At 66.9% G+C, this 11454-nt stretch carries 11 protein-coding genes; 2 read left to right on the plus strand and 9 right to left on the minus strand.

The genetic code is table 11. The annotated features are described in order from the left end of the window. The first annotated feature begins 34 nt into the window (after positions 1–34). Positions 35–895, plus strand: a complete 861-nt coding sequence (locus AC3A3G_RS03365; RefSeq protein WP_487487540.1) for a hypothetical protein — start codon at positions 35–37, stop codon at positions 893–895. 298 nt (positions 896–1193) lie between these two features. Then, entirely contained in the window at positions 1194–1871 is a 678-nt protein-coding gene (locus AC3A3G_RS03370) for a helix-turn-helix transcriptional regulator (RefSeq protein WP_487487541.1), read from the plus strand. Between the two features lie 49 nt (positions 1872–1920). Here the strand turns inward: AC3A3G_RS03370 and AC3A3G_RS03375 are convergent, their stop codons facing one another. The 9 genes from AC3A3G_RS03375 to AC3A3G_RS03415 all read right to left on the minus strand — a co-directional run bounded on the left by AC3A3G_RS03375 (position 1921) and on the right by AC3A3G_RS03415 (position 11446). After that, the gene (locus AC3A3G_RS03375; protein WP_487487542.1) at positions 1921–3270 is read right to left on the minus strand and encodes a copper resistance protein B; all 1350 of its coding nucleotides are present in this window, start codon (positions 3268–3270) and stop codon (positions 1921–1923) included. Then, on the minus strand, positions 3267–5051 hold the full coding sequence (locus AC3A3G_RS03380) for a copper resistance system multicopper oxidase (protein ID WP_487487543.1): 1785 nt from the start codon (positions 5049–5051) through the stop codon (positions 3267–3269). Before AC3A3G_RS03380 ends, AC3A3G_RS03375 begins: the two co-directional genes overlap by 4 nt. Before the next feature lie 130 nt (positions 5052–5181). Continuing rightward, positions 5182–5736, minus strand: coding sequence for an RNA polymerase sigma factor (locus AC3A3G_RS03385; RefSeq protein WP_368924867.1), 555 nt, complete (start codon positions 5734–5736; stop codon positions 5182–5184). A 7-nt stretch (positions 5737–5743) separates the two neighbouring features. Further along, a complete protein-coding gene (locus tag AC3A3G_RS03390; RefSeq protein WP_487487544.1) occupies positions 5744–6184 on the minus strand; it encodes a Spy/CpxP family protein refolding chaperone in 441 nt (146 codons plus the stop codon). Continuing rightward, complete coding sequence (locus tag AC3A3G_RS03395; RefSeq protein ID WP_087140736.1) at positions 6181–6462, minus strand: hypothetical protein; 282 nt, start codon at positions 6460–6462, stop codon at positions 6181–6183. The genes AC3A3G_RS03390 and AC3A3G_RS03395 overlap by 4 nt, the downstream gene beginning before the upstream one ends. Before the next feature lie 166 nt (positions 6463–6628). Further along, positions 6629–7534, minus strand: coding sequence for a copper homeostasis membrane protein CopD (gene copD / locus AC3A3G_RS03400; protein WP_487487545.1), 906 nt, complete (start codon positions 7532–7534; stop codon positions 6629–6631). A gap of 1 nt (position 7535) precedes the next feature. Then, entirely contained in the window at positions 7536–7898 is a 363-nt protein-coding gene (copC, locus tag AC3A3G_RS03405) for a copper homeostasis periplasmic binding protein CopC (protein ID WP_200167375.1), read from the minus strand. A 93-nt stretch (positions 7899–7991) separates the two neighbouring features. After that, positions 7992–10091: a DNA topoisomerase IV subunit B gene (locus AC3A3G_RS03410; protein WP_200167377.1), complete on the minus strand. Its 2100-nt coding sequence runs from the start codon at positions 10089–10091 to the stop codon at positions 7992–7994. A gap of 68 nt (positions 10092–10159) precedes the next feature. After that, complete coding sequence (locus AC3A3G_RS03415) at positions 10160–11446, minus strand: O-antigen ligase family protein (RefSeq protein WP_487487546.1); 1287 nt, start codon at positions 11444–11446, stop codon at positions 10160–10162. Between the last annotated feature and the right edge of the window lie 8 nt (positions 11447–11454).

An 11454-nucleotide genomic window follows, 5' to 3' on the forward strand; every position in this document is an offset into this window, starting at 1 on the left:
GCGGTTGCGGGTGATGGGCGGAGTGGCGGGCGTTGTGGCCCTCGTCGCCCTGGCTTCGGGCGCGTCGGCCCAGGCGTGCGATCTGGCTGTGCTGGATGGACCGCAGACGGTGCGGATCGAGTATAATCCTTTCGCAATCGGGCCCTCGTCCGGTGCGCTGGATGTCAGCATGGAGAACCGTGGCGACGCTGCCTGCGACGTGCGGATGTCGTTCACGGACGACGTCGGCATGGAAGTGACCAGCGTTGTTCTGGGCAATGTCGCGGTGCAGTTCCGCCCGCGAGAGGCGTCGGGCGTGCAGATGGCGGACGTACAGGCCGCCGTGTTCCAGTACCAACTCGCGGCAGGCGCCAAGGGACAGGCCCAGATCGACGCCGCCGTGGTGCAGGGAGCGGTCGCTGACGCGGGCGAATATGGCGTGAACTTGCGGCTGGTGCTGAAGACGCCGGGCGGGGAGTCGATCGGCGTGCCGATTCCTGTGCGCCTGATCCTTCAGGCGACGCCGCGGGCGCAACTCAACCTTGCGGGCGCCGCCGGCGCCTTCGGCAGCGGCTCCAGCGTTGAGGTGGTCGATTTCGGCGAAGCGGTCGCCGGGGCGACGCGGCGAATATTCCTCCAGGTTCGGGCCAACACCTTGGCGACGGTGTCGATCACGTCTCAGCACGGCGGCGTTATGCGTCGGGTGGAGGAAGTCCCCAACGCCACGACCTTGCCTTACGCTGTGGAACTGGACGGAGACGAGGTGGACCTGTCTAGCTTGTGGACAAAACAGGTCGATCCGCCGCGCACCCTGGCTGGAGTCTCCATTCCGATGACCTTCACCTTGGGGCAGGTCGGTGGTGCGATGGAGGGGCGATATGCGGATATGTTGACGATAGATATCTCGCCCAAGTGAACTGACCCTTTTTGGGAATATAAATGATCATATAAATTATCGTGCCAAATAGGTGTGACCTGAAACAGTAACGAGTGTTTTTATGTTAGTGATTGGGTCGATTGAAGTTATTTGGATTTGGATATTTTGACTGTTGGATAGGTCAAATTCTTTAGCTAAGGTTATTAAAACACGCATTTCTGAATTTACCGCTTGAAATTCGGCGTTGTGTGGCCAGAATGAGGCTGATGAGAACGCGCCGATCAGCTTGGCTAAAAGCTGATGAGCCTTAAGGCCAGGCGTGCGGGAGGTGAGGGCGATGATCGGAGAACGGAGCCTGGCGGCGTTTTCGCAAGGCAAGGCCCAGCCTGTGGATCAGCTGTTGATAAAGCCGATCGCCTCTGCCGCCTTCGCCGATACGCGGTCCTTTCTCCGCGCCGCGTCCCGGGGACGCCATTCGGAGACAGACGCCTGGTTTGAAGCGGACGATACGGCGCGGTTCATTCTGGACACGTCGGGACGAGTGTTGCGGACCAACGCCAAGGCACGGGCTTTGGCCGACTGCGGCATGGTGGGATCACGCGGCGTCTTCATCTGCGCGGCTCATCGCAGCCGGGCCGAATTGGATGCTCTGCTACGCGGTCTTGCCGACGGCAGCCGGGAAGGCGGGCGTATTCTGTTCCGAGCAGGTGATGACGAGTGGTGCATCCTGGATCTTATGACGACGCCGGAGGCGCCGAACCGCGTGTTCGCCACGGCGCGGCCGGTCAAGCCGCTGGATGTGGCGAGGATTACAGCCCTGGGCGCCGTCTTCGGTCTGACCCGGGCCGAGACGGCGGTGCTGCTGCATCTGACGGCAGGCGCGACGCCCAAGGACATCGGCCGCAAGCTGGAGATGTCGATCCATACGGTGCGGGCGCATTTACGCTCGATCTGCATGCGTATGGGCGTCAAGGGCATCAACGGCGCCCTGAAACTCAGTTTTCAGATGAGCTGATCTGGTGGGTCGAAAGGCGCGCCTGTTTGCAGACGCGCCTTCTTTCCAATCAGAACCAGGCCTTGATGCCGACCACGAAGCGCGTGTCTTCGGGATCCTGGCCTCTGGCCTTGGCGTAGTCGGCGGTGTCGCCCAGCGAACGGGTCCACTCGACGCCGACGTAAGGGGCGAACTCCTTGCGGATTTCATAGCGCAGACGCAGGCCCGCCGTGACCGAGGTCAAACCCGAGCCGATCTCGAGCTCCGGGATGTCGCTGGCTGACAGGGCCACTTCGATCGCCGGCTGAAGGATCCACTTCTGGGTGATGCGCTGATCGTATTCGGCCTCGGCGCGGGCGGTCAGGTCGCCCTCGGTTGAGAGGAAGGCGGCGGCGCTCATCTCGAACCAGTAGGGAGCCACGCCCTGAACGCCGACGGTCAGGTGGGTGGTGTCGTCGCCGTCCGGACGGAAGTCCTGGCGCACGCCCGCCTGCACGTCCCAGAAGGGTGCGATGGCGCGGCTGTAGAGAGCCTGAACCTCGGCCTCGTGCAGCCTACCGTCGATCTCGCCTTCGCCTTCGGTCTTCCACCAGAAGCGGTTGATATCGCCGCCGGTCCAGCCCTGGGCGCCCCAGCTGTAGCCGTCAGCGCCGTCGCCGAAGCTGGCTTCGATGGAGTCGATCAGCACGGCCGTCGAGCGGATGTCGCCGTTCTCGACCAGAAGCTGCTTGCGCGAAGCGGCCATTACTGCCGGGTCGAACAGCAGGTCGGCGGCGTGGGCCGGAACTGAACGAGCGGCGGCCGGGGGCGGGGTCTCGACCATGCGGCCGCCGACGGCGTCCACGCTGGTCGGGATGTTCGGCCCGCCGCGCGCGGCGCTCATGTCATGACCGGCATGGGGGTCTGCAGGCGCAGCGCCATGACCTGCATGGCCGCTCATGTCGTGACCCGCGTGCGGGTCGGCAGGGACCGCCTGCGCTGGAGCCATGGCGTGACCGGCATGGGGATCGGCCGCAGGGGCGTCGTGCTCGGCGTGGCCGCTCATATCGTGACCGGCATGCGGATCGGCCGGAGCCATGTCGTGACCCGCGTGGGGATCCGCCAGGGCCGCCTGGGCCGGAGCCATGTTGTGGCCGGCATGGGGATTAGTCGAAGCCGCGCCGTGCCCGGCGTGACCGCTCATGTCATGACCGGCGTGCGGGTCAGCCGGAGCGCCGGAGGCGGCGGCTCCATGCATGGGACAGGACTTGCCGTCGCGCATCATGGGGCAGTCGTGCGCGGGCTTGGCCGCCGGGGGTGTCGCCTGGGCAGACGCTGCGGGAGCGTGACCCGCATGACCGGCGTGGCTCTGGGCCAGGGCGGGACCGCCCGCAGCCAACATCAGGGGCGCGAGCGCCAGGGAGAAGGAAAGGGACTTCACGAGGCGGCTCCAGCCAGCGGGCGAACAGTGACGACGTTGAACATGCCCGCGTGCATGTGCATCAGAAGGTGACAGTGGAAGGCCCAGTCGCCGGGCGCGTCCGCGGTCAGGTCGAAGGTGACCTTGCCGCCGGGGGCGACGTTGACCGTGTGCTTCAGCGGCTGGTTGCCGTCGTGGCCGTTGACCAGTTCGAAGAAGTGGCCGTGCAGGTGGATGGGGTGGGCCATCATGGTGTCGTTGACCAGGGTCACGCGCACGCGCTCGTTCAGCTCGAAGCGGATCGGCTCGACCACTTCCGAGAATTTGCGACCGTCAAAGCCCCACATGAACCGCTCCATATTGCCGGTCAGGTGAATCTCCATGGTGCGCGAGGGCGTGCGGGTGTCCTTATTCGGCGTCAGCGAGCGCAGGTCGGCGTAGACCAGCACGCGGTGATCGACGTCATCCAGGCCCTGCGGCCGGTCGGCCAGGCGGTTGGACGGGGCCGGGGCGATAGCGTCCACGCCGACGCCGACGGCCATGTCGGCCGGGGCGTTGTTCGGATCGCGCATGCTCATGCCCGAATGGTCCATCGGCGCAGCCGCCGCAGCGCCCGCAGCGGCGCCGTGGCCCATGGCCGCGTGGTCGGCGCTCGCAGCGCCGTGCGCGCTGTGATCCATGCCGCCCATGCCCATGTCCTTCATGGTCAGGTTGGGCACCTTGCGTAGCGGCGGAACCTCGGCCGTCATGCCCAGGCGCGGCGCCAGGGTGGCGCGACCCATGCCCGAGCGGTCGATGGCTTCGGAGACGATGGTGTAGGCGCGGTCCTCGGTGGGGCGGACGATGACGTCATAGGTCTCGGCGACCGAGATCTGGAACTCGTCGATTTCGACCGGGCGGACGTTCTCGCCGTCGGCCTGAACCACGGTCATCGGCAGACCGGGGATGCGGACGTTGAAGATCGACATGGCCGAGGCGTTGATGATGCGCAGACGCACGCGCTCGCCCGGCCGGAACAGACCGGTCCAGTTCTCTTCCGGACCGTGGCCGTTGACCAGATAGGTGTAGGTCGTGCCGTTGACGTCCAGGATGTCGCGCGGGTCCATGCGCATCCCGCCCCACATCCGGCGCTCGGCGGCGTTCATGCGGTCGGAACCGTTCAGCAGGCCGGCCAGGGTCGTCTTCTGCATGTTGAAGTAGCCGGGGCTCTTCTTCAGCTTGTCCAGGATTTCATGCGGATGCATGAAGCTCCAGTCCGACAGGACCAGGACGTGTTCGCGGTCATAGGCGACCGGATCGGCGCCGGCCGGGTCGATGACGATGGGACCGTAGTGGCCCATGGCTTCCTGAAGGCCCGAATGGCTGTGATACCAATAGGTGCCCGACTGCTTGATCGGGAACTCATAGACGAAGGTCTCGCGCGGCTTGATGCCGGGGAAGCTGACGCCCGGCACGCCGTCCATCTGGAACGGCAGCAGCAGGCCGTGCCAGTGGATTGAGGTGTCCTCGTCCAGATTGTTGGTCACGGACAGGCGCACGTTCTGGCCCTCGCGCATCCGCAGCAGGGGCGCGGGCAGCAGGCCGTTGATCATGAAGGCGTGGCCGGTGCGGCCGCCCACGGTGAAGCTGGAGTCGCCCACGCTCAGGTCGATGTTCGGCCCGGTCAGGGTCGGCAGGTCGGCCCGCAGGCCCGGCGATCCGGTCTGCGCCCAGGCGGGCAGCAGGCCTTGGAGGCCCAGAATGCCGCCGCCCAGAGCGGCGCCTCGCAACAGGGTTCGACGGTCCAGAGATGTTGTCGCCATGAAGTCCAAGTCTCAAAGAGGCCGTTCGCCTTAGGAAGGCGCGCGGGGAGGGGGTCTGATTGGGATACGCAGGCGACACGATCGCCCCTTGCATCGCCGTTGCGGCAGGGCGCCGCAGCATGCCGACGCCTTAACGCGCCAGGGCCTGGTTCAGCTTCTGCCTGGCACGGGCGATGCGGGTCTCGACCGCCTTGGGCGTGACGCCCAGAACTTCGGCGATCTCGGCATGGGAGCGGCCTTCCAGCGAGGCCAGCAGAAGAGGCGCCTTCAGATTGTCGGGCAAGGCGGCCAGGGCGCGATTCATCTCGTCCATGCGGCGGCGGTCGTCCAACTGGACCTCGGCTTCAGGCGCATCTTCGCCCACGGCCATGGCTTCGGGCGTATCCAGTCCCATGACGCCGCGCACGATGCGGCGCACGGTGCGCTTGCGGCCCCAGTCGCGACATTTGTTGATGGCGATCGAGCGCAGCCATGTCTCGAAGGAGCGCGTCGGATCATAGCGCCGGATCGCCAGCCAGGCCGAGACGTAGGTTTCCTGCAGCAGGTCGTGGGCCTCATCCGTGTCGCCGACGTAACGACGCACGAAACGATAGAGGTCGCCGCTGGTCGCCGCCATCAGGGCGGTGAAGGCTGTGCGGTCGCCGCGCGCGGCGCGCGCCTCGTCTGTGTCGCCCCCGGCCGTCACCTCGGCCTTACCGAGGCTCTTGCGTAAGGGCGCCGGCGATTTCCTTGTCGAAGATGCGGGCCTGTTCCGGCGTCAGAACCGCGCGCATTTCGAACACATGGGCGATGGTGGCCTTCTGCAAGGCGCCCATGGCGTCATGGAAATGGTCGACCGCGGCGCGCACCTCGGGGCTGTCGCCCTGGCTGGCGGCGATGGCGTTGGCCAGTTCGCGGTTGGCGGCGCGCACGTCGGCCTCCAGCGCTTCACGCCGCACGGTGAAATGCTCTTCTATAACGTCCAGGCGGGCGTCCTGATCTGCGGTCAGGTCCAGCTTCTGATGCACGATGTCGTGCATGCTGGGCGTCTCGTGCTGCTTCATCATCCAGCCCGCGGCCAGCCAGGCGGCGCCCCCGCTGGCCAGGGCGGCCAGCACCACGGTCAGGGCGATGGACTTCCAGTTGGCGCTCATCCGCCGACCTCGAAGCGGGTCATCGGCGACAGGCCTGCGGAGACGCTGAAGACCTGAATGTCGGAGTGGTTGGGCTTGAAGGCCTGCCCCAACATGCCGCCGTTCGTCACGCCGACCAGAAGGGCGACAGCCATGACCGCCAGACGCACCTGACCAGAACGGCGTTGCTCCTGCCGCTCTTCGATCCGCCGCCAGACCTGGTTCTCCAGTCCCGCCAACCGCAAGGTTTCATCTGCTGGAAACGGCGTCGCCAGGATGCGGTCGATGTCTTTTGTCATTCTGCACCTTTCGCGGGCCCTGTCTGTCATACGCGAGGCGACGCGCCTTCCCTTGGAAAGACGTCTGACCGCGTACGCATTCAGGGCGTATGGTTCCAATCGTTGTAATCTCTACGCCATGTCGGTGCCGTGACGAAAGCGGTTCGCGTCACAGCCCCGACTGACGTCAGAGCGAGGCGGGCGGCGGCTGAACGCCCATGACCGCCACGACGGCCAGGATCGTCAGCGCCAGACCGAACTCGACCACCAGACTCTTCTTCAGATGCGGCATGGCCTGACCCGCATCATGGGCCATCAACGGCGCCAGGCGGAAGCGGTTGGCCGCCGCCAGGCAGACCATCAACCCGAACAGCGCCAGCTTGATCGTCAGCAGGACGCCATAGGAGCTGGCGCCCAGGCTCAGCGCCTTCGACAGACCGACCAGATAGGCGCTGTTGATCAGGCCTGTTGCGACCAGGGCGCCGACGGCCGCCGTACCGACCCCGGCGAAGCCGGTCAGACTGCGCGCCACCCCGGCGTCCCAGGCGGGATCGCCCGATGGCCGCCGAACGATAAGGACGGCGAAGGCGGCGAGAGCGCCGACCCAGACGGAGGCCGCCACGGCGTGCACGATGTCCGAGGCCAGGTGGATCATATGTCCCGCCCCTTGCGTCGCCGCGCCATGGCCGGTCCAGGCGAAGCTGGCCGAGACGACCACGCCCAGCAGCGTCAGCAGGCTCCACATCAGGCGTCCCGGCCGCAGCAACAAGGCGGCGCCCAGAGCCAGGGCGGCCGCCAGAGTCCGCACGACCAGCGCCTTGCCCAGCCCCATGCCTGTGACCATGAAGGTCAGGGCATGGGGCTTGAACGCCTCGCTCAGCGAGCCCGCCATCATGGCGGTCTGAGCCAGCAGGGCGGCGGGCGCGGCCAGCATCAGGATCGCCGCCGCCCAGGCCGTCGCAGGACGCGGCCAGCGCAGGCCCAGCGGCCCGACAGCGCGTGCGCTGTACAGCATGAACGCAGGCATGCCGAGCAGCACCGCCCCGGCGACGTATTGCACGCCGCGCAGGAGGATGATCCAGACCTCGACCATATCAGCGGACGGTGAAGTCGTAGCTGCCGGTCATGCGGTGGCCGTCGGTGGAAGCGATACGCCAGTTGACGACATAGGCCCCGGCGGCCAGCGGGCGAGCCAGGGTTCCGGTGATGGTCTTGCCGTCCTGACTGACCTGGGTGCGAACCGTCGCCTTGGCGCCGGCGGCGTTGACCACGTCGAAGCTGGAGAAGGCCGGAGCCACGCGGTCGCTGAAGGTCAGCGTCACGACGCGCGGCGCGGCCACGGTCGACTTGGCCGCCGGCGTGGCGCTAACCAGGCGGGCGTGCGCCTGTGCCGCGACGGGGGCCAGGGAGACAGCAGCGACCAGACCGATAGAGGCGAGGGGGTGAAGAAAGGACATGATAGGCTCCAGTTGCGAAGGATGCTCAATCACAACTACGCGCCTAGGCGACGTCCCCCTCGGGAAGGGCGGTGGAACGGCGATACAGGCTGATCAAACGTCCAGATCGGCCTGGGCGAAGCGGGCGTTTTCCTGGATGAAGTTGTAGCGGGCCTCAGCCTTGCGGCCCATCAGGCGCTCGACCAGATCCTCGATCTCTTCCTCGCTGTCGGGCAGGGCAATGCGGGCCAGGGTCCGCTTCTTCGGGTCCATGGTGGTCTCTTTCAGCTGAGAGGCCATCATCTCGCCCAGACCCTTGAACCGGCCGATCTCGGTCTTCTTGCCCTTGAAGGTCGTGGCCAGCAGTTCATCGCGGTGCGCGTCGTCGCGGGCGTATTCCGACAGCGGGCCCGCCGAAATCCGATAGAGCGGCGGCAGGGCCATATATAGCCGCCCCTGACGGATCAGGTCCGGCATGGAGCGATAGAAGAAGGTGATCAGCAGGGCCGCGATGTGGGCGCCGTCGACGTCGGCGTCGGTCATGATGACCACGCGCTCATAGCGCAGGTCGTCGACGCTGAAGCGGCTGCCCGCCTGCACGCCCAGCGCCAGCATCAGGTCGGTCAGTTCGACATTGGCGCGCAGCTTGTCCGCCGTGGCCGAGGCGACGTTCAGGATCTTGCCGCGCAGGGGCAGGATGGCCTGGGTCGTGCGGTCGCGCGCCTGCTTGGCCGAGCCGCCGGCCGAGTCGCCCTCGACGATGAACAGTTCGGTGCCTTCGGCGGCCTGACGGCTGCAGTCCGACAGCTTGCCGGGCAGACGCAGCTTGCGCGTGGCGGCGGCGCGCTGGACTTCCTTGTCCTTGCGGCGGCGCAGGCGATCCTCGGCGCGGTCGACGACGAAGCCGAGCAGGGCGTTGGCCTGTTTCGGGCTTTCGGTCAGCCAGTGGTCGAACGGGTCGCGCAGCAGCTGTTCGGCCAGGCGCGCGCCTTCGGGCGAGGACAGGCGGTCCTTGGTCTGACCCTGGAATTCCGGGTTGCGGATGAAGATGGAGATCAGGGCGCCCGCATTGGCGATGACGTCCTCGGCCGTGATCTGGGCGGCGCGCTTCTCGTTGATCAGTTCGCCATAGGCCTTGAGGCCCTTGACCAGCGCGGCGCGGAAGCCCGCCTCGTGCGTGCCGCCGTCGGGGGTCGAGACGGTGTTGCAGTAGGAGGCGACGAAGCTGTCCGCGTCGCCGAACCCGATCGGCGACCATGTGACGGCCCATTCCAGTGCGCCGGCCTCGCCCTTGCGCTCGACGCGCCCGGCGAAGACGGGGGTGACGGTTTCCAGTTCGCCCACGCGCTCGGCCAGGGCGTCGGCCAGACCGCCCGGGAAGTGCAGCGTCGCCAGTGCGGGCGTGGCGTCGGTGATGCGCTCCGGGGCGCAGGTCCAGCGAATTTCGACGCCGCGGAACAGATAGGCCTTGGCCCGCGTCATGCGGAACAGGCGCGCGGGCTTGAAGGTCGCGCCGACGCCGAAGATCTGATCGTCCGGCTTGAACCGGATCAGGGTGCCCTTCTTCTTGGACGGGCCGACCTGCTGGATCGGCGCTTGCACATGACCGCGGCTGAAGGATTGGCGCCACTCAAACCCGTCGCGCCAGACGGTTACGTCCAGGCTTTCCGACAGGGCGTTGACGACCGAGACGCCGACGCCGTGCAGGCCGCCCGAGGTCTCATAGGCCTTGCCCGAGAATTTGCCGCCCGAGTGCAGCACCGTCATGACGACTTCCAGCGCCGACTTGCCGGGGTGCTTGGGGTGGGGGTCGACCGGAATGCCGCGCCCGTCGTCGCGCACCGACAGATAGCCTTCGGCGTCCAGATCGACGGTGATCAGCTTGGCGTGCTTGGCGACGGCTTCGTCCATCGCATTGTCGAGCACTTCGGCGAAGAGGTGGTGCAGGGCGCGTTCGTCGGTGCCGCCGATGTACATGCCGGGGCGCTTGCGGACGGGCTCCAGCCCTTCCAGCACTTCGATTGAGGAGGCGGAATAGCCGGTGGCGGCCGCCGTCGCGGCGCTGGCGTGGGACGTCAGCTCGACCTTGGGCTGATGCACGGGGGCCGGTGCAGGCTGAGGCGCGACCGGAGGCGTCGCCGCAGCGGGTGCGGGCGCAGGGGCGGCGGGCTTGGCCGGTTCGGCGTCGTCGAGGTTGGAAAACAGATCGTCCATCAGGGCATTTTGCGGCGATTCGGGGCAGGGTCTGGTAGGCTTCGAAGACGGCGGGGGCAAGGCCCGCGTCAGGTCGTGCGGTCGGAAACCAGATTGCGTGCCAGAACCGCGACGAACAGGGTCCAGGGCAGATCCTGATGGCTCATCAAGACGCTTTCCGACACGCTGAGCAGCAGGAAGCCGGCCAGATAGGCCAGGCTCCAGTATCCCTCGCGCTGTCCCAGACCTGATAGGCGAAACAGGACAGCGGCCGAGGTCAGAGCTATGACCGCGCTGACCAGCCATGTCCCCGCCCAGCCCAGCTGAACACGCAGGTCCAGCCAGCCGTGGTGGGCCGAGGGTACGCGCCAGCCGGTCTCGTGCCGAATCCATTCCATCGGCTCGGTATCCAGCACCCAGAAGGCGCCGTAGCCATAGCCGAGCCAGGGTCGCTGCGCGGCCATGCGCTCGATCGCGGCCCAGATCTCGGTGCGGCCGGTCAGGGTCGGGTCTTTGCCGAACAAGGCCAGAATTTCGACGGAGTACTGGTTCCAGACCCACAGGCTGATGACGGCGGTCAGCCCCAGGCTCCATACGACGACGACCCCGAACACCGGCCCCATGCGCGCGATCAGGCGGCACATGGCGATCAGTCCGCCGCCCAGCATGGCCATGATCAGGGCGGTCTTGGACTGCGAGCCCAGCAGAGCCAGCGCGCAGACGCCGATGGCGGCCACGGCGATGCGCCGATCCCGCGGCGCGCCCGCCGCCAGCAGGGCCGAGGCGGCGATCAGGCCGACGGCCATGATCATTCCCATGTGGTTCTTTTCGTACCACAGGCCGCGCCACAACCCGGCGTTGGCGCTGTGATGGACGCCCAGGCTGGGAAACAGGAAGACGTCGATCAGGCTGCCGACGCCGAGGGCAAGGAAGGTCCAGGTCAGCAGGCGCGGCAGTTCAGCGCCACGGAATACGACGCCGAGATAGATGGAGAAGCCGCCGGTCAGGGCCAGGGCCAGAACCCGTCGCTGGGTTACATCCGGCGCCTGCGACCATAGGCTGGACGACAGAGCCAGGATGACCATCAGGGCCAGCAGGATGAAGGCGGGCCAGGCCGCCGCCATCTGGCGCGCGCGAACCGCCATGAGGCCCAGTATGATCAGATAGACCGGCGGCCAGATCAGCCGGAGCGCCGGAAGTTCTTGCTGCTGCGGCGCAAAGATGGGGCCGATCAGCGCCCCGGTCAGAAGGAACAGGATGAAGGCCGCCGCGGCCTGCTCCCAAAGGCGCGGCGCGACCGAGGATGTCTGGGGTTCTGGACGAACGGCGCGCACGGGAGCACGTTCGTGGAACAGGGTTAAGGAAGGGTGGGGCATGGGCGCCA

The sequence above is a fragment of the Brevundimonas sp. Soil_N_31 genome (assembly GCF_057655995.1).

Bases quoted from the DNA above. Each gene is read 5' to 3' on its own strand.
- AC3A3G_RS03370 (WP_487487541.1), top strand. From the start codon at position 1,194: ATGATCGGAGAACGGAGCCTGGCGGCGTTTTCGCAAGGCAAGGCCCAG.
- AC3A3G_RS03380 (WP_487487543.1), bottom strand. From the start codon at position 5,051: ATGGCGACAACATCTCTGGACCGTCGAACCCTGTTGCGAGGCGCCGCT.
- AC3A3G_RS03390 (WP_487487544.1), bottom strand. From the start codon at position 6,184: ATGAGCGCCAACTGGAAGTCCATCGCCCTGACCGTGGTGCTGGCCGCC.
- AC3A3G_RS03395 (WP_087140736.1), bottom strand. From the start codon at position 6,462: ATGACAAAAGACATCGACCGCATCCTGGCGACGCCGTTTCCAGCAGAT.
- copD (WP_487487545.1), bottom strand. From the start codon at position 7,534: ATGGTCGAGGTCTGGATCATCCTCCTGCGCGGCGTGCAATACGTCGCC.
- copC (WP_200167375.1), bottom strand. From the start codon at position 7,898: ATGTCCTTTCTTCACCCCCTCGCCTCTATCGGTCTGGTCGCTGCTGTC.
- AC3A3G_RS03410 (WP_200167377.1), bottom strand. From the start codon at position 10,091: ATGGACGATCTGTTTTCCAACCTCGACGACGCCGAACCGGCCAAGCCC.
- AC3A3G_RS03415 (WP_487487546.1), bottom strand. From the start codon at position 11,446: ATGCCCCACCCTTCCTTAACCCTGTTCCACGAACGTGCTCCCGTGCGC.